At 67.9% G+C, this 16,677-nt stretch carries 16 protein-coding genes and 2 pseudogenes; 10 read left to right on the top strand and 8 right to left on the bottom strand.

The window, feature by feature from the left end; genetic code table 11:
- The 4 genes and pseudogenes from VIU94_RS07670 to VIU94_RS44635 form a co-directional block, all read left to right on the top strand.
- The coding region (locus VIU94_RS07670) for a hypothetical protein (protein WP_331908927.1) at window positions 1–513 on the top strand (513 nt) is incomplete at its 5' end.
- 559 nt (window positions 514–1,072) lie between these two features.
- Window positions 1,073–1,489 carry a DUF4253 domain-containing protein gene (locus VIU94_RS07665; protein WP_331908925.1) on the top strand — a complete coding sequence of 139 codons (417 nt, stop codon included), beginning with the start codon at window positions 1,073–1,075 and terminating at the stop codon, window positions 1,487–1,489.
- Between the two features lie 885 nt (window positions 1,490–2,374).
- Entirely contained in the window at window positions 2,375–2,995 is a 621-nt protein-coding gene (locus tag VIU94_RS07660) for a hypothetical protein (RefSeq protein ID WP_331908923.1), read from the top strand.
- 382 nt (window positions 2,996–3,377) lie between these two features.
- Window positions 3,378–3,593, top strand: a pseudogene (locus VIU94_RS44635) (NF041680 family putative transposase); the annotation flags it as partial.
- 338 nt (window positions 3,594–3,931) lie between these two features.
- Here VIU94_RS44635 and VIU94_RS07650 read toward each other — a convergent pair.
- The 3 genes from VIU94_RS07650 to VIU94_RS07640 form a co-directional block, all read right to left on the bottom strand.
- On the bottom strand, window positions 3,932–5,101 hold the full coding sequence (locus tag VIU94_RS07650; RefSeq protein ID WP_331908921.1) for a ParB/RepB/Spo0J family partition protein: 1,170 nt from the start codon (window positions 5,099–5,101) through the stop codon (window positions 3,932–3,934).
- Entirely contained in the window at window positions 5,098–6,333 is a 1,236-nt protein-coding gene (locus tag VIU94_RS07645) for a ParA family protein (RefSeq protein WP_331908919.1), read from the bottom strand. Before VIU94_RS07645 ends, VIU94_RS07650 begins: the two co-directional genes overlap by 4 nt.
- Before the next feature lie 248 nt (window positions 6,334–6,581).
- Complete coding sequence (locus VIU94_RS07640) at window positions 6,582–7,238, bottom strand: class I SAM-dependent methyltransferase (protein ID WP_331908917.1); 657 nt, start codon at window positions 7,236–7,238, stop codon at window positions 6,582–6,584.
- A 381-nt stretch (window positions 7,239–7,619) separates the two neighbouring features.
- Here VIU94_RS07640 and VIU94_RS07635 point away from each other — a divergent pair, with 381 nt between their 5' ends.
- The 3 genes from VIU94_RS07635 (at window position 7,620) to VIU94_RS07625 (ending at window position 9,372) form a co-directional block, all read left to right on the top strand.
- Window positions 7,620–8,123, top strand: coding sequence for a hypothetical protein (locus VIU94_RS07635; protein WP_331908915.1), 504 nt, complete (start codon window positions 7,620–7,622; stop codon window positions 8,121–8,123).
- 369 nt (window positions 8,124–8,492) lie between these two features.
- A complete protein-coding gene (kilB, locus tag VIU94_RS07630) occupies window positions 8,493–8,990 on the top strand; it encodes a plasmid transfer protein KilB (RefSeq protein WP_331908913.1) in 498 nt (165 codons plus the stop codon).
- Window positions 8,991–9,108: 118 nt separating this feature from the next.
- Window positions 9,109–9,372 (top strand): hypothetical protein, encoded by a 264-nt coding sequence (locus VIU94_RS07625; protein ID WP_331908929.1) that lies wholly within the window; start codon window positions 9,109–9,111, stop codon window positions 9,370–9,372.
- Between the two features lie 427 nt (window positions 9,373–9,799).
- On the opposite strand, the gene VIU94_RS07620 is transcribed toward VIU94_RS07625, so the two are convergent.
- Window positions 9,800–10,000, bottom strand: a complete 201-nt coding sequence (locus VIU94_RS07620; RefSeq protein WP_331908911.1) for a hypothetical protein — start codon at window positions 9,998–10,000, stop codon at window positions 9,800–9,802.
- A gap of 343 nt (window positions 10,001–10,343) precedes the next feature.
- On the opposite strand from VIU94_RS07620, the gene VIU94_RS07615 reads away from it, so the two are divergent.
- From VIU94_RS07615 to VIU94_RS07605, 3 genes are all read left to right on the top strand, one after another.
- Window positions 10,344–10,646, top strand: a complete 303-nt coding sequence (locus VIU94_RS07615; protein ID WP_331908909.1) for a hypothetical protein — start codon at window positions 10,344–10,346, stop codon at window positions 10,644–10,646.
- Between the two features lie 59 nt (window positions 10,647–10,705).
- On the top strand, window positions 10,706–11,143 hold the full coding sequence (locus tag VIU94_RS07610; RefSeq protein ID WP_331908907.1) for a DUF4259 domain-containing protein: 438 nt from the start codon (window positions 10,706–10,708) through the stop codon (window positions 11,141–11,143).
- A 135-nt stretch (window positions 11,144–11,278) separates the two neighbouring features.
- Complete coding sequence (locus VIU94_RS07605) at window positions 11,279–11,515, top strand: hypothetical protein (RefSeq protein ID WP_331908905.1); 237 nt, start codon at window positions 11,279–11,281, stop codon at window positions 11,513–11,515.
- Window positions 11,516–11,810: 295 nt separating this feature from the next.
- On the opposite strand, the gene VIU94_RS07600 is transcribed toward VIU94_RS07605, so the two are convergent.
- From VIU94_RS07600 to VIU94_RS07585, 4 genes and pseudogenes are all read right to left on the bottom strand, one after another.
- A complete protein-coding gene (locus VIU94_RS07600; protein ID WP_331908903.1) occupies window positions 11,811–13,172 on the bottom strand; it encodes a helix-turn-helix domain-containing protein in 1,362 nt (453 codons plus the stop codon).
- 1,426 nt (window positions 13,173–14,598) lie between these two features.
- Window positions 14,599–15,390 (bottom strand): DUF4253 domain-containing protein, encoded by a 792-nt coding sequence (locus tag VIU94_RS07595; RefSeq protein ID WP_331908901.1) that lies wholly within the window; start codon window positions 15,388–15,390, stop codon window positions 14,599–14,601.
- A 146-nt stretch (window positions 15,391–15,536) separates the two neighbouring features.
- The gene (locus VIU94_RS07590; RefSeq protein ID WP_331908899.1) at window positions 15,537–16,265 is read right to left on the bottom strand and encodes a hypothetical protein; all 729 of its coding nucleotides are present in this window, start codon (window positions 16,263–16,265) and stop codon (window positions 15,537–15,539) included.
- Between the two features lie 64 nt (window positions 16,266–16,329).
- Window positions 16,330–16,677 (bottom strand): annotated as a pseudogene (locus tag VIU94_RS07585) (hypothetical protein); the annotation flags it as partial.

Raw genomic sequence — 16,677 nt, 5'->3', positions numbered from 1 at the left:
ATGATCCTTCCCCCGGGCGAGGAGGAGTCTCACCGCGCCTACACGCAGGCGGTTGCGGAAATGGTCAGCACACCGTTCTTCACCGACCCGGAGGAAGGTGAACTGGACAGCATCATCGCGGAGGTCCAGGTGGAGGCCATCGCAGAGTTGGACATGTGGAACGTGCTGGACGAGCTGAGCGCGGAGGATACCGAGCGAATCATCCGCCGCCCCCGCGAGGTGTCAGGATGGCTCGACAGCAGCACGCAAGATTCCCTGTGGGACCATCCGGCTCGCCGGGCCCACGAGCGGTACCTCGCGACCGCGCCCGGCCAGGGTCGTGGCGCCGACTGGGGCTACCACAGCGCCCGTAACCTCGCCGCCGAGGCCGCTTGTAACGACATCGTTCTGGCACTGCCGCCGGCCGCCGGTCTTCTGGGCACTGCAGCCGGTCGAGAGGCACTCGCCCTCTGCGAGTCTGTCAGCGCCAAACTTGCCTCGACCCTGGCCTGGCAGCACAACTTGGGCCACTAGCCAGCGACCTCAAATGACCTTGTGGTGGATCATGGGTCGGTGATACGTCGTCATGAACTGTCGGATGCCGAGTGGGAGTTCGTCCGGCCGTTGCTGCCCAGTAGTTCTAGGGCGGTTCGTTTGGATCACTGATGGCGGAGGCGTCCTTGGGCCCTGCGGGTAGATGCGCTGTCGGTACCACGGTCTACGGTGCGACCATGTCGTTTGCCCTGCCCGATGGTCTGCCTCCCGGCCGGTTCCTAACTTCCGGTCCGGTACGTGTGTGGGTCTCTGATGAATTTCCTCAAGACGTCGATCAGCTGTGGCCTCGCCTGCTGAGGGAGCAGAAAGCCTGTGGCCTGGTTCCGCTCCTGTGCTGGCCCGACGTCATGGGAAGGCCGCTCGGCCTGGACCACGTCGATGCCGTCCGCTTGGAGGAGGTGCTGGCCACGGACTTCGCCGAGTACCGGCGCAGGAGGCTGCCCTTCTGGATGGACCCGACACCGGCCCCGGCTCCCGAGGGAATCGGCCACACGACCCCGGGCCGCCCTTCGAGCAGTGGCCGGGCCTGGCGCCGCAGATGCCGGCTGCGTCCGTAGACCGGAAACCCGAGGAGGCGGCGGCAAGCCTGCTGGCTTGGTTCATCGAGACGGGCCAGTTCGGAATGGACGAGTGCCGCCTTGTGCTTGTCCCTGCCCGTCGCGGCAGCGATGCTCTGGCGTCGATCGGCTGGTCCGCGGAGGCACCGCTCTCTCTGCTGTGTGCACTCCTGCGGAGCTGGGAGGACCGCTTCGGTGCCCAGGTCGTGGCGGTGCTCGGCAGCGAGCTGCACGTATCGGTCGCGAGGCCTCCCGTTGAGGGAGAGCACGCGAACCTGCTTGCGTTGGAACACGTGCTCTCGACCGCGAACAACATCGTCGACGACCCGCCCACACCTTTCCCCGAGTACGCGATGGACCTCGTGGGACGGACTTCCTGGTCGTTCTGGTGGGACTAGGCATGACGGCCGAGTCGCCTGCTTCGTTGGTTCGGATGTGCCGATGACTGATGCGCAGTGGGCGCGGATCGAGCCGTTGCTCCCCGACCGGACGCCGAAACGTGGGGCTGATGGAGAGACCATCGGCAAGTGATCGACGCGATCGCCTGGAAGTTCCAGACCGGGTCGCAGTGGGTCCACCGTCACGGGCAGCCGAGCGTGTCGACCTCAGCATGCCGAAGCCCATCTGAACTGGGCGTTCATCACGCTCATGACCCGGCGCCTGGCTCGGAAGGGCCCGCGCACCGACAGCTGGACGAAGAAGAACAGGCCCGTCGGCTGACTACTCCTCAGTCGAGAGCATGAGCAGCAGGCTACGCGCTCTCCAGAGCCTTGATCACGTGGTCCAGTTCCTCTGGCATGACCGCGATCAGGACCTCGCCGTCGGACGACTCGCATTCCAAGATCCGGGATCTCGGGTTGAAGGCCACTGCCTCACGCAATGAGGGCGAGCGCATCCCAGTCCGACGCAAACCGACCGGCAGGGTGGCTTCCTGCTTACCGAAAGAAGGCTTCCAGACGAGGGGACCAGCACCGATCAGCAGACGTCCCGCCCTCCAGCGAGAGCCCTGAGCTGACCACTTGAGCATGCATGGCACCCCGGCCTGCTCCCCGGCGGCTACAGCGGTCGATCTCTGCTGCCGCTTCCGGCGCATCAGCCATCCAACGAGGGCAACAGCGACCACACCAATCGTTAATTCGATCACTCACGCATTCAAGCAGGCGGAGACTACGGGCGGAGCACATCACCAAACAGCAGGGCCCTGGGCCTTCAAAAACACCTACTAAACTTGCTATTTAACGCCGCCTCCTCCCGAGCCCCGTCCTCCTTCTAGAGTGCTGCTCATGGACATGGGAGCGGCACTGATCGCGATAGTTGGGGTTGCAGGAACCCTCGGGGGCGCGTTGCTTACTCAGCGCGGTGCCGACCGGACCAAGCAGCGCGAGCTGGAACTGAGCCGCGCTATCCAGGAGGCGCGCGAGGATCGCGAGCTGCGCCGCAGCAGCTACACCGACCTGCACCGAGATGCTCGGCAGTTCGCTACAGCCCTCAGTCGGCACCTCTACGTCATGCGGGATCGTGCGGTCGCAGACGAAGACGTGCGGACGCTGGAGGAAGCCAAGGACGCTCAGCGAAATGGCTGGTCTGAGGCCATCATGATCGCCCCTGGTGAAGTGCTCGCAGCGGCCCAGGAGGTAAATGGGGCATTGACCCGTGTCTATGGGCAGGTGAAGCGTCAGGAGCAGGGGAACCCGCGACTGGGCGAGACGCTGCAAACAGCCGCAGAAGCGCAGCAAGCACTCTGGCCACTGATCCACGCCATGGGAGACGCCATGCGTCACGACCTCGGGGTGCCCGGCGAGATCAGAGCTACGTTGCGAGTCGCAGAGACAAGTCATGTGGGGGTGCAAGACGACATGCCCAGTGCCGTCCAGGCAGGCATCAGCCGGAGGTTCCAGGCGTAGCTGTTCGGGATCGCCCGAGACCGAACGCGGTTCGAACCTATTCCGTGTTTCTGCAGTTCACCGGACGCGAAGACGGTCTTTGCTTGATCCTGTGCTCCGTCACAGACGCACAGGAACAGCGCGAGGGCGTGGTTGTGAGCCTTATGCATCGGGGCATCCCGCGAGATGCGTTGGCGGAAGTGTCACAATTCCGGACGGAGTTGTACGCGTCCATAACCCCGCGGGCTGATGCGTTGTTCGATCTGGCCGATGCGGTGCTGTGTACGGACGGGCCAGTGCGGACACTGGTAGATCTCGCGCTCGCGCCCGAACACCGCCGCGGGCACGGAGCCCTCTACGGCGGACTCAACCAGGGCGGATCAACGTCGCCCGGCTGCGTCGCGAAGGCACCGTCGTCCGCCTGGCCGTGGAGAAGCTGCCCAGCGGCGGGGTGAACAAGCCGGTATGGCTGTGGTGGTCAGGCACCGGCGCCACCGAGGCGGACGTCGACCGCTGCTGGCAGTCCTTCCTCCGCCGCTTCGACATCGAGCGCACATTCCGCCTGTTCAAGCAGACGCTCGGCTGGACCAAGCCCCGGCTCCGCAGCTCGGAAGCAGCCGCAGCAGACCCTAGCGCTGACGCTTGACAGGACCAAGCGGGCCGGAACGGCGAAAAGGGGCCTATCTAGAGAAAAGCGAAGGCCAGAATGGCCCCTTGGAGGGCCGAACTCGAGAGGGTTGGTGTAGGTCGACACTGGACCACTCGAAAGGCCGTCAGAGGGCCGTACAGTGATTTTTGCGACTGCCGGACGGTCTCAAGGGGGGCTCACCGCCCTCATGGTGACGTTGCGGGGGCGACTCGGCGCTGCCGGCTGCCGCTCTCCCGGCGTACGTACAGCTCGGGGTCTCGTCCTCATAGGAGTGAGGACGAGACCCCGAGCTGTACGCCGTGTACCTCTCAGCTCGCGTCGCCGGCAAGCAGGTCGGCCACTCCGCGGAGCATGGCCGCGACTTCGGCGCGGTCTCCGGGAGGGACCGAGCGCGCCATGTCCGTCGCGAACTCCTCGACGGTGCCGACGCTGCGTACATAGCGCACGATGAAGCGGCTGCGCTGAATGTCGTCCAGGGACCGCAGCGCCCTATCCATCGCCGCGGCCCCGCTCGCCCAGGCGTCGCTCTCAGCCTGCGCCCCTGCGGTTCGGGCCGCTGGTGCCAGGGGCCGCTCCCCCGCCGGTGCGACCGCGGCAGCAGGTGGGGTGTCCTGGTGCGGGCGCGGCTCGGGGACGGGCTGGGGGCGCTCAGCGGCAGAGTTCGCCGGCCCCCCGTTCATTACCGGGTAATGAACGTCGGCCTCGGGCTTCGTGGACGCCCTACGGGACTCCCCCGCCGGAGCCTTCGTCGACCGCCCCGGGCCCTTCGACGCCTGCTCCTTGGCCTTCAACTCGGCGAGCAGCGCCTCCTGTTCGTCCGGCTTCTTGTTGCCGACGCGGCGCAGGAGACGGGCCTGCTCCTCCCCGTTCTCCAGGCGCCGCTGGAGCTCAGGCGTGAGGTTGAGCAGAGCGAGGCGCTGGGAGACCCAGCCCTGGGAGCGGTGGAGGCGGGCGGCCAGGGCTTCCTGGGTGCCGTGGACCTCGAGGAGGGTCTGGAGCGCGCGGGCTTCGTCGAGCGGTTCCAGGTCGCTGCGGTGGATGTTCGCGACGAGCGCGGACTCGAGGATCCCGTTGGGGTCGCGGCCGAGGGTGTCGTCGACCATCACCTTGATGGTGCGCAGGCCCGCCTCGCGGGCAGCCGCGAGACGGGAGTTGCCGTCGATGACGACGTACTTCGCCCCAGGGTCGAGCTCGGCCTCGCGGTCCGGGTTGCTCTCCAGGTAAGCGAAGCGGCTCATGATGCTGATCGCCGTCTTCTGCCCGTGGTCGCGCAGGCTGTTGGCGAGGTCGGTGAGGTCGCCGAGCTCGCTGCGCGGGTTGGCCGGGTTGAGGCTGATCGCGGACAGCTCGAGCTCGGTGGGAAGCTGGGTGCCGTCGGTGGGCGCCGCGGTCGCCGCGTTGATCGCGGCACGGCGGGCGCTGACGGGCTGTGCGCGCTGGAACGACTTTCCGGCGCCGAGGAGGTCTGCCTTGCTCATGAGATCTCCCGGGCGAGCGCGCGCATGCCGACGGCCTGGTCGCAGCGGGGGGCGTAGGCGAGGAGCGGCTGCTTCAGGCGTACGGCTTCCTTCTGCTCCTTCAGGTCGCCGATGACGCCGACGACGCGGGGATCCTTTATGTCCATCCATGCCTCGAGCGACGAGGTGGCGATGAAGCCGCGGCGGGCGTCGTAGTGGTTGACGACGATGCCGAGGTAGTCGAGTTCGAGCCCCATGTCGTCGCGCAGGTCCTCGATCTGCGAGGTCAGGAGGTCGTACGCGTCCGCGGAGCTGTCCTCGGCCTGGACGACGACGAGGACGCCGGAGTTGCCGGGCGCCTCCTCGGGCCGGCGGCGGCCGTAGTACGCGGCGGCGTCCATGCTCAGCCCGAGGCTGGGCGGGCAGTCGATGACGATGACGTCGTACTCGCCCTCGACCGGGGCGAGCGCACGCTCCAGCGCGGCCTCGCGGGCGCGGACGCCGGAGAGCTTGACGTCGAGGAGGAACGCGTCGGTGCACGCGGGCAGGAGGTGGAGGCGGTCCCCGAACCGCTCGTCGTCGATCTGGACGATGAGATCGCGCAGCGGCCCCTTCGCCTCGCCGGCCATGTGCTTGGTGAGGCTGTCGCCCTCGATGGGCAAGGGGCCGTGTCCGAGCTGCTTCGTCATGTGGCACTGGGGGTCGAAGTCGACCAGCAGCACGTTCAGGCCGAGGCCGGGGAGGTCCTCGTAGGCGAGGGCGGCGTCGGAGTCGTCCTGGGTGAGCGCGGCGAAGTGCTTGGAGATCCGGACCGGGTGGAGCTGGTCCGCGTCCTCGGCGAGGGCTTCGCCGAGCCCGCAGGCGATGGCGGTCTTGCCGACGCCGCCCTTCTGGTTGCAGGTGACGATGCGGCGGGCGTGCTTGGGCCGGACCACGGCGGGCGCGGGGTTCTTGTCCAGCCACACCTGCACGGACTGGGACAGCCCCTGGACGATGGACACGCCGCGGGCGGAGCAGTCCTGCCGGAACTCGTCCCACTGGCCCTCGGGGAGGAAGGTGGAGAACGACTTCGCGCCGGCGGTGTCGATGGCGGTGAGGTTGGAGCCCAGCCCGCGCCAGGCCGTGATGCCGGCCTCGACCGCGTGCTGGATGTCGATGCCGTGCTGAGCGGTGCGGATCTTCAGATCCTTCGCCAGGGCGGCGGGGAGCTTGGAGACGACCTTCTCGCGGTCGCCGGGGGCGGGCTGAGTCATAGATGACACCTTACTAACACTCAAGATCGTTGCAGGTACCAACACGCTAGTTATTAGCTACTTGTGACTCGCCGTTGCCGAGTGATGGGAGCGAGCTTGCTCCATTACCCGGTAATAGAGCGCCGTCGACACATCGCGGGAGCCACACGGTGTACGGGCAGAGGGGTACGTACGCGCCCAAAAGGCCGCCCACTCCCCCGGTCCGGGCCCGATCCGGCGGCGCGGCTGATGTCGGCCTCGGCCCCAGCTCAGCGGTGACGCCACACAAGCGTGTACCGCCAGAACAGCATGCGGCGCAGCCGTACGCCCGGCAGGACGGACTGGGCTTCGCGGACGATGTCGGCGTACGTCATGATCGCCGGCCGGGTCACGGCGGTCATCGAGACGGGCCGAGAGGCCCTGCGCCCCTTGTTCTTGAGCCAGCCCGTCGCGGCGTTGAGGGGGACAGCCAGGGCGCCGAGCAGGTGGTCTATGAGGGTCTGCGGGCGGGACAGTCCGACGATCACCAGGGTCCCTCCAGGCGCGAGATGCCGGCGGAGGACGGTGAGGGCGTCGGAGAACGGCAGATGGTGGATGACGGCAACGGAGGTGATGACGTCGTACGAGCCAGCGGGCACCTCGGTCAGCGCGTCAGCGACCTTGAACGTCACGGCTGTTGCCGGGGGAGTCAGCTCCTGGGCCCGGGCGGTGATCGCCGGGTCGGAGTCGATTCCCTGCACATGGTCGGCGCGGCCGGCCAGAAGTCGGGCGAGGTCGCCACTGCCTGAGCCGACGTCCAGCGCGCTGCCGAAACGCCGGGGGAGCTGCCTCAGGATCCACCGGTGGTAGTGGGCGTTGTGGTCCCAGGGGTACCGGGCGTTGAACCGGTCGAGCGCGCGGAGAATGCGGTACGGCAGTGTCGTCATGCTGCCAGTCCACTACCCGGCTCCCCCACCAGGTTGGCCGCCCTCGCGGGGGCGGTCGCTTCATTACCCGGTAATGAAGCGACCCACTATTACCCGGTAATGAGGACCGCGGGTGGGGACGGACGCGGAGGCGGGCGTACGGGCTGCCGCCTGTGCGGAGGGGCCGGTACAACTTCTGCCTCCTCCATGGCGTCGGCGGACACGAAGTCGTTCGCGATCGGCTCGAGGACACGGAACACTGCCGGGATGATCGTGATGCAGCCCGTGCTGGAGGCACTCCCCCACGCCGACTTCTCCCTCTGGCCTGTCTCTGGGGACGAGACGCAAGGCTTTCTCCCCCTCAGCGGCACACTGACGTCGCCCGAGATCGGGACAGCTGTGATGCGCATCGCCGCATGCAACGACATCGATCCCGATGCCCACGGAGATGACCGCCCGCCTCGCCCCGCCGACCCTCTGGGCTCCTTCCTGCACGGCCTGCTCACCTTCGACACCCCCTACGCGGCCGGCGGCATGCAGGTCACCGACACCACCACGGGCACCACGTTCCTGCCCGGCTGCTGCAACGGCCTGGAGGAATGGCGTGACTGGTTCGAGGTCCTCGACGGCAGCGGAAGCGCCGGCTTCGGCCACGATCCCGACCCACTGGCCGAGCGCCTCGGCGACACTGTCCGATTGACCGCCGACGCCGAGCAGCCCGACAGCCCTGTCATAGAACTGCCGGCTGCCGACCTTCGCCGACTCCTCGCCGGTGCCGAACGCGACCTCGTCGCCTTCCTCGGTGCGGCCACCGAGTGGACGTCCCGGTATCTGCCCGACCATGCCCTGCCCGTCACCGGGGCCCTCGCCACGGCCTTGGCGCTGCCCACATTGCCCACGCCGTAGGGCGCCCTCACGCCAGGCAGCCGCACACGGCTCAGTCGGCCCGCTGGGGGACTGGTCTGCCCGAGAGGAACAGAGCGCCTTCATTACCCGGTAATGGAGGCGGTCGGATTGAGGCCGGGCCCGGTGGGGCTGGCGCGTCATTACCCGGTAATGAAGGACCGCCGGGTCGAGGCAGCCCCGGCGGAGCGGGGCGTCATTACCCGGTAATGGAGCACCGCCCAGCCGCAGCGGAGCCGGTTCGGCGTCATTACCCGGTAATAACGCCGACAGCATCCGTCGGTGATCAGGGCGGCACCGCCGCCGCCAGCGGCCTCGGTGGCCGGTTCGCGCTCTACCCGGCACGTGGCGCCGGATGGTGGGCTGGTCGTCGTGTCGGGGATCATCGCGGCCGCCATCGCCGTCTTGGGAACGCTGTTCGGTGCCGTCGTCGCGCACCGCTACCAGGAGAAGACCGCAACCCGGTCAGCAGCCCGCGCCGACCGCGAGCGCAAGGAACAGCGTCTCCTCGACGCGTGTGCCGACTTCATCTCCTTGGCGGAGGACTATCGGCGGGCACAGTACGACCGGTGGACGAGCCAGCACGCGGCATCCGGCTCCGAGGCACAGACCGACGCCGCCCTCATCACCCGGGCCGAGTCGTACCGGCTCTACGTCGAGGTACGCAGCAGCGTCTTCCGGCTCCGCCTCGTCGCCCTCGGCCCGCAGGCGCAGCACCTCGCGGAGCAGGCTGCTGAGATCCAGGTGAGGACACGAGAGATCTTCTTCGCCGCCGACAAGGCCGACATGCTCGCCCGCGGCGAGCTCGCCGAGCATGCCTGCGAAGCCTTCGTGGTGTGCGCCCGAGAGGTGCTGGCAACGGGGGAGTGACGATGCGCGCAGCCGGCCCCTCGCCCTGGCGGAGGAATCTGCTTGCCTCGTTCAGGTGCTGCCCAACGGACCGGGCACCGTCGCGGTGACCATGTGGGCCAAGCCGCGTTCTCAGGGCATGCGAAAGATCACCGTCATCAGCGGCTTGCTTGCCGCCACAGCCCTCTCGGCTGCCGCGCCCGCCTACGCCGACAACGACAGCAACTTCGGCAGCGGGGTCAACGCGGCCAACAACTGGAACTTCACCGCGGCGGCCGTATGCCTCCAGGAGGTCGCGGTCGTGCCAGTCCTCGGCGACTGGGTCGGCGACCACACCAACAACTGCTCGAACGGCAACGTCATCGACCATGCCGTCGACGCTGTTCAGTCTCTGACTCCCTGATCGGTCTCTGACGATCGTCCTGGGAGGCCTCGGCATCGAGGCCTCCCATTGGACTTCAAGCCGGTTGAAGAAGCAGTCGACCGGATCAAGATGCTCAAGCGTCAGATGTTCGGCCGTGTCCTCGCGCGACAGTAGGCAGTCGGCCCACGAAGCCGACCGGGCTTCATTACCGGGTAATGACCACGCTGCGGTGAACGTCCAGCCGTCGCACCCTTCGCCGTCGTCGCCAGCGGTGACCGCTCTGCGGGAACGCCGCATGGCGTTCCAGTGCACCGCTCCCTACGCCCAGTTCGCCACCCTCGTCCTCAGGGCTCCCAAGTCAGCGAAAGGAACACCGGGACTCGTCGATCGCGGCAACGGCAGCAGCCGCATCAGGCGGGAAGCCCGTCCTCCTCGTCGGCTGGGCGCAGCCGTCGTCGTGCCTCTTTCAGGCGCACGTCGTAGTCGGGGGAAGAGCCAAGGCGGGCAGCGTCTTGTCCAACTGCCCGGCGATCCGATGGATCGGTGCCCAGACGGCCAGATCGTCGACGGTCCTGCTGAGCTCGGTCATGTGCAACCGCTCGAGCCAGTCCGACAGCACCGTGGCTTCGTCCCGCGTCAGCTTGATCGTGACGTCAGGTTCTTCCATCTCGCCTCACGCCTCCGATCAGGCAGCTCAAGGCTCGGTGAGCCACCCTGCCGGACGGCGGCGGTCGGTGGGAACCGCGGGCCCGAGCGCTAGCCCTTCATTACCCGGTAATAAGGGCTAGACGGAGGAAGACGGGATGAGGCCTCATTACCGGGTAATGAAGCTGGCACCTCGGCTCCGTGCCGTCGAGGCCGGGGCGGGCTTGTGGCCGGGGAGTGGGGAGTGTCAGAGGCGACTGGCATTCTCTGCGGGTGCTGATCAACGGATACGAAGACTCCCCGCTGGTAGCGGGGGAGGAGCTGCTTGCTCTGCCGGGCTTCTGGGCCGCCCATCTGATGTGGCTGTGCCAGACGGAGGAAGACGAGTACGTGACGCGCTCGTACGGGCGGGGATTCCGGAGCACCAGGCCCCGCGGGTGAGCCAGGCCCTGCTCGTGGACCACCCCTTCTGGGAGCCTGCCGGCTGGGGCTGCCCCACCGCGTCACCTCTCTCGGGAGCCTCGCCGGGCGGGGAACCCTTCGACGGGATCCTGCTGTGCGACCAACCGCACAGCCCGCGCTTCGGCATAGGCCTGACCCAGGGCATCACCCCGGAGCAGAGCCTCGCCCTGGCACGCGCTCTCGGCACCTGGCCGCCCAACGCCTGACGCCGCCCTCGCATCCCACCGACGCACGAGCACCCGACTCGTAACCACAGGAGATGACCATGGGCACCTGGGACACCGGCCCGTTCGACAACGACACTGCCGCGGACTTCGCCCTGGCGCTCGACGACGCCGAACCTGAGGAACGCGAGTCCATGGTCCGCGGCGTCCTCGCCCGTACCGTCGACGACGACTCCGGCTTCCTCATGGAAGCGGACCAGACGGTGGCCGCGGCCGCGCTGATCGCGGCGCAGTGCCCGGGCGGCGAGCCCGCCGAAGCGCTGCCATACGGTCCGCGGGCCTCCATGCCCGCCTTTCCGCCCGCCCTCCGAGTGCTGGCCGACGAGGCACTCGCCCGGGTCGTCGACTTCGAGTCCGGGCCGGAGGGGAAGTGGGTCGACCCGGCCGCCTGGAGGCGCTGGCGCGCCACGGTCCAACGTCTCCGCGCCGTACTCGCCCCACCGCCGCCCACCATCCCGCTCTTCGACCTCGAGCCATGACCCAGCGGTACCGGTCAGGGACGCCGTAAGGAACCTCAGTCCTGCGTGGGAAGGAATCCTTGCCCACGCAGGCGCACGAACCCTCAAGGTGGCCACCTCGCCGCACCACCACACTGAACCCGGGGGAGTCCAGACATGCTCAAGCGCTCGCTTCTCGGCACCGACGCCTCCGCGGCCCTGCTGACCGCAGGCCTCACCACCACGGCCGGCGCCGCTCAGGCGGCCCCGGTGGCCACGGGCAGCAGCGGCCGGACCATGGTGCTGCCCGCTCCGCCCGCCGACGCGCACCTGCGTGCCGCGGCGGCAGCCTCGCCATCCGTGTCTCCGTACGCGCCGTCCACGCACCAGTCGACCGGCGTCAGCTTCTCCTGACCGAAGGGCAACTTCTGCGCCGTCGCGTGGGACTACTCGACGAGCAGCTACGAGACCTTCTACCTCTACCAGTGCGCAACGTACACGCTGTCGAACTTCGAAGACCGCGGGTGGTACACCAACAACCAGACCGGAGACCGGACCACCGCGACGCTCTACGGCCAGCACGGCAACAAGCTGAAGGACACCCGTACCGGGGAGTCCAGCATCGTCGACTGGTCCCCCGCCTGGAAGATCCGCAACTGCTACTGACCGCACACTGCTCCCGCGCCGACGCTGCGGCAGCAGCCGATTATTACCGGGTAATACCGCCCGGGCCGCGCCGAGCGAACGCGGGCTGCCAGGCGCCGTGGATCCGCAGGGTGGGGGAGAGGGGCCGCAGGGCACGGTCGACGAGCTCGTTCGTGTAGAGCCGGCGGGCGTCCGCCTCGGGCATGCCGCCGTCGAGCGCCGCCGTGATGAGCGTCAGGTCGGCCTCGGCCGCCGCACGCATGTCGATGACGAGCTCGCGTTCTAGGTCCTCGAGCCGCAGCACAGAACCGTCCTCCGGCTCGACGCAGGGGGTCCCGCTCACGAACTCGGCGGCCAGGCCCAGCTCCACAGCCGCAAAGGCATCACGAACCATGCGCTGTACGGCACGCGAGGTCGGTCCGTCCGCCTCAGCGAGCAGCTCGTCGTGCCGCCTCCGCTCCGCCGTACGGGAGTCCCTCCACGCCTCGACGGCCGTGGCCCGCTTCGTCTCGGTGTCCCACAACAGGTGCGCGCCCTTCAGCCGATGAGCCAGCAGCGAGGAGGGGCGGCGGGCCGACGGCGTACTTGCCAGGTCCAGCCAGGCACGGACCGCGTCGACGGTCCAGCCCGCGTCGGCGACGTGCCTGATCACCCAGGCGATCCGGGGTACCGCAGCGGCGGCGAGCCACGGCACCAGGAAGATCAGCTCACGAGCCAACTGATAGCGACGACCAACCCGATTGAGCTTCCTGGCCTTCCCCTTCTGCGGCTTCGGCTCTTGCTGCTGCGGGGTGGGGGAGACCTCTTCCCCGCTTGCGAGCTTGCTCTCAGAGGGAAGCGGAGTGAGAGCTGCAGAGGAGACAGTTGAGGTACCACCCTCCATTGGGGTGCAATCCGACCCCACGGTTTTGCGGGTGCTCGGGCGCTTCCGGGGCACCTTCCGCGCGGCCAGCCGGGCGAGCTTCCCGATCAGTCGGCGCCCCTGCGCCGCGATGCCGACAGGCACGCGCATGTACGCGGGGGAGGTCGAGTCGCGCAGCAGGGTGCGGATCCCGAGGGCCTCGTCGAACCGGACCGGGATGACACGTTCGTAGACCGACGCCAGCCGGATGCGTCCGGTCAGACGCGTGCCCTTGGAGCGGTACACGAGCAGCCCCGCTTCCCGGAGCATGTCCAGGTGGTACTGGACGGTCCGCTCCGACACGCCGAGCTTGCGCGTGAGGTAGGCGATGCCGGGCCGGCACTCGGCGAGCGCGGAGATCTCTCGGGCGATGGCGACCGTCGTGAGGCCCCACTTCGGTCCGTGCTTGCGCGAGGGCTCGTACAGGCCGGAGCCGCCGACCCAGTGCACGGCCTGCATCCACGAGTACGGGTCGGGAGCGACCCGTCCGGTTGTGGTGGAGATCCACTGCTGGGCAGCAGGCACCTGAAGACCGGTCTCCGAGACCTCGGGGGAGGGGCCGCGGGGGCCCGGAATGTCCCCCGAGGGGAGTGAGATAAGCCGCGAATCGCCCGAGCGGGCGCGCGGAAGCTGACAAGAGGCGTCCGCGTACTGCAATATGTACTCCGTTCCGTCCTCGTGCATGAGGACATGCAAAAGCCCGTCTTGACGGGTGCTTGGTTCTGTCGAACCTGAAGAACGCTCGAACGTTCGGGCCCGGTCGCCAAACCGGATCTGATGCTCGTTCGGGCCTTAGCTCGAAGCGCCAACTTCGAGCCGTAGGAAGTGGCCACGGTGCGCCAACACCACGGCCGGCGGTTGAGGAAGTGCCCCTTGCCAAGGGGCCCAAGAGCCTCCCGCCTTGGACAGTTACGTCACGATCGCTCCCTCGTCAGCCAATGGGGATACCCCCGCGCGCGCCGCGCAGTTGTGCGCGTCCGTGGGCGGGGAGGTTGTGGTGTGTCCCGCCTGGAGCTGTCCGGCGGTGACGGTGGGGCTCCGCAACAGGTGGCCTCCGGGATGACCCTGGGAGGCGGTGAGTCCTGCGGGGACGGTCTTGATGAACGCGAGCCCGGAGCCGGGGGAGTGGGTGGCGCAGGGCATAGTTCCGTCGGACACGGCGGATCGACCTCCAGCGCCGCTCATCGCGCGGAGAAGGTAGAAGCGACGGGGCTCCCACTCGACGCCGGTGTGATGTTCACGGCGGAGTGCTGGGTCCCACTGTCCGATTGCCCGGTGGTCCGGGTAGGCTTCCTCATAGAGCTGACACCTTTGGTAGGGATACTCGGATGGTGTCGGCGGGCCCCGCGTCCTGATGCTGCGAACATCCGGACAGCCGCGTCAGCGGCAAGCGGGGCCTTTAGACGTTTTTGAGGTTCCGTCAGACCGACTCCGCTATCTGAGTGGTCATCTGGCACCAGGCGCAGCCTATCGGTTGCCCTCGCTAATTGCCCAGCTCCCGTTGAAACGTGTCGGATCAGTCCACTAGTCATCAGATATCCAGGTCATCGGACAGTCGTGCGGACAGGAGCGGGCCACACCGGGCCGGTGACAACCGCAAGCGCACGACTGACGGTTGGGTTGACCACAGCCGGGGAGCCCCACCCCTCACGCGCGACAGGACGAGTGATGTCCCAGGGCAGTCGATCGCGCCCCGACGGAGGTCGGTCGCGTCGCAATTGCAGATCTGCGAGTCGTGGATTCCCATCCAGAGACCGGACCTGCCCACAAGCTTCCGGCATCATCGCTCAGCCTTGTGCTTGGGCTCGTCGTCCATGTGACTGATCCGCGTTGTGGGGCCGGGGTCTCACTCGCAGCAGGAGCGGCACAGGGGCGCGCCTGCCGCACGGCCGCTAGGAGAGACCCGTCGACGGGTGACCGGGCCGGGTCCGGCAGGAGTCGAGTCGGAATGTCAGTCCCACCAGAACCTCCAGACGTGCTCGTTGATGAGCTCCTTGGCGTACGCCTCCATCGTGCCGGGGCCGTTCTGCAGGACGTTGTCGGGACAGAACGCGAAGTGCTCCGCCGCGAGCCCTTGGGCCTGAGCGAGGGTGGCCGGCGGCGCGGCCACCGACACGACCAGGGTGTCGAAGCCGAGCCCGATGACGCGTATGCCGAAGCGGTCCTCCCACGAGCGCAGGACGGCGCACAAGCGGGCAGTATCGTTCTCGTGGTTCAGCGGGCCTGCCCAGCCGAGAGCCGCAGGGATGTCGGCGCTGCGGCGGGCGGGCACCAGCGCGAGATGCGGGTCCTTGAACCAGACCGGGCACTCGGCCGACAACGTGTCGGCCGTCTCGGCCGCCCGCGCCTCGCGGGTGGCGGTCGCGGCAGGTCGGTTCTCGTCGAGACCGGGCCACTCCTCGCCCTGCGCCGCGTATGCCTCCCAGTGCTCGGCGAGAACCATCTCAGGGTCGTGATCCCCCGGGTACGACATCTCGCCCGGCATCAACTCCCACTGCTCGGGCCCGCTCTGGGAACCACTCAGATCCACGAGCACGGGCAGGAGCCCCACCCGCGCGGCCGGGGCGCCCAGCGCCGACCAGGTGCCCGGTGCGGCTGCCTTGTCGGAGAGCCACAGAAGAGGCTCGTGCCACGGACCATCGTCGGTCGCGTCGACCAGACGCCCGGGCGGAAGCTGAACTCCTAGGGAGCGGCCGCTCGGGTCGGTGGCCAGTCTGGGCAGCGGGTTGGGAAGAGTCGCCATGCCGGCGACTCTAAGGACAGCCACTGACAACCGGATTGCTGTGGAGCCGCGCACACCACGTGTGGCTCTGTCTACGAGAACGGGCTCTGGCTCAACTTTTGTGGACCGGTACGCTGTGCGTTGGCGCTAGCCCACTGCGCGAGTGCTCACTCCCCAGAAGGCGGGAGGTTCGCGGCTGTGTACTCCGCGGCGATGCCGAAGGTGCTGGCACACCGCGGGCATTCTGCCTTTCCGAAGAGGTAGGTCAGACCGTTCGCGAGCCAGTCCTGGTCGTCACGGACTGCCGTGTCGTGCATCCAGCGACCGGTGCCTATGAGGTCTTCCGGCGAGACGGGCTGCAGATCGCGTCTTTCTACGTCTCCGGCATGCCAGTCCCGGATTGCCGAGTAGCGCCCGTGGTCGCCGATGGCGACGGTTACTTCCACGTCGCAGTGAGGGCAGCACATGGAGTAGAAGTCGTCCGAGAAGTCCCCGAGTACGGAACTCCAGTGGTATTGCCCAGTTACTGCCAGCAGGTCACGGAAGGCATGCAGATAGCCGACTGGCCGCGATTTGAGGCGTCGGTCAAGAAGACTCTGGAGCCGGGGCACCACGCTGGTGCAGCTCTGCAGGAGGTCGTCAGCGCCATGGTCCTGGAGGGCTCCGCGCATGATTGATCCGGCCAGGCTGAGCGCTTGAGGGGTGGTTGAGCCGATCGCCACCAGGCGTGGGAGCGCGGCGAAGCTCGCCGGAACCACGGTCTCACCTTCGAGACATAGCGCGTCCCAGAGGTCGTCCCAGGCCCCGGCATCTCCTTCGGCTTCCACCTGGTCCAGGAGCGCGGGCACCCGGCCGGCGGTTCCTAGGGGGTCGAGCACCTGCGTCCAGTCGATCACATGAGTATTCAATCGGCAGGGCATAGGGCGTGGTCAAGCAGGGCTGGGATCACATGCTCGTCATCTATGTGAGCAGGACTCGCTTCCTCAGCAGGTCGAAGCCGGCACGGCCGTGCATCTGTCGCTTGAGCATCTTGATCCGGTTGACGTGGCCTTCGACGACGCCCGAGCTCCAGGGCAGGGTGAGGCCAGCGATGACGGCGTCGCGATCCCGGTCGATTCCCTTGGCAAGGGTGTGGAGGCTGGGAAGGGCTCTGGCGCAACTTCTGTGGTCCTGCGGCAGCGGTTGCCGGTATTGGATAAAGGCTCGTTGCGCAGAGGGTGATCCTCTACCTTGGGCCGGAGCGGGACTGCGCGCATTCCCGCAGGCTGCGGTGCCGTGGCAGAGCGGCCCATTGCGATCGACGTGGGT

The sequence above is a fragment of the Streptomyces sp. genome, assembly GCF_036566765.1.
Classification (GTDB): domain Bacteria; phylum Actinomycetota; class Actinomycetes; order Streptomycetales; family Streptomycetaceae; genus Streptomyces.
This window is presented reverse-complemented; position numbering and strand designations above follow the sequence as displayed.

Excerpts from the sequence above, each read along its gene's own strand:
- VIU94_RS07660 (WP_331908923.1), top strand. The coding sequence starts at position 2,375 with ATGGACATGGGAGCGGCACTGATCGCGATAGTTGGGGTTGCAGGAACC.
- VIU94_RS07625 (WP_331908929.1), top strand. The coding sequence starts at position 9,109 with ATGCGAAAGATCACCGTCATCAGCGGCTTGCTTGCCGCCACAGCCCTC.
- VIU94_RS07620 (WP_331908911.1), bottom strand. The coding sequence starts at position 10,000 with ATGGAAGAACCTGACGTCACGATCAAGCTGACGCGGGACGAAGCCACG.
- VIU94_RS07665 (WP_331908925.1), top strand. The coding sequence starts at position 1,073 with ATGCCGGCTGCGTCCGTAGACCGGAAACCCGAGGAGGCGGCGGCAAGC.
- VIU94_RS07610 (WP_331908907.1), top strand. The coding sequence starts at position 10,706 with ATGGGCACCTGGGACACCGGCCCGTTCGACAACGACACTGCCGCGGAC.
- VIU94_RS07605 (WP_331908905.1), top strand. The coding sequence starts at position 11,279 with ATGCTCAAGCGCTCGCTTCTCGGCACCGACGCCTCCGCGGCCCTGCTG.
- VIU94_RS07595 (WP_331908901.1), bottom strand. The coding sequence starts at position 15,390 with ATGGCGACTCTTCCCAACCCGCTGCCCAGACTGGCCACCGACCCGAGC.
- VIU94_RS07640 (WP_331908917.1), bottom strand. The coding sequence starts at position 7,238 with ATGACGACACTGCCGTACCGCATTCTCCGCGCGCTCGACCGGTTCAAC.
- VIU94_RS07635 (WP_331908915.1), top strand. The coding sequence starts at position 7,620 with ATGCGCATCGCCGCATGCAACGACATCGATCCCGATGCCCACGGAGAT.
- VIU94_RS07645 (WP_331908919.1), bottom strand. The coding sequence starts at position 6,333 with ATGACTCAGCCCGCCCCCGGCGACCGCGAGAAGGTCGTCTCCAAGCTC.
- VIU94_RS07650 (WP_331908921.1), bottom strand. The coding sequence starts at position 5,101 with ATGAGCAAGGCAGACCTCCTCGGCGCCGGAAAGTCGTTCCAGCGCGCA.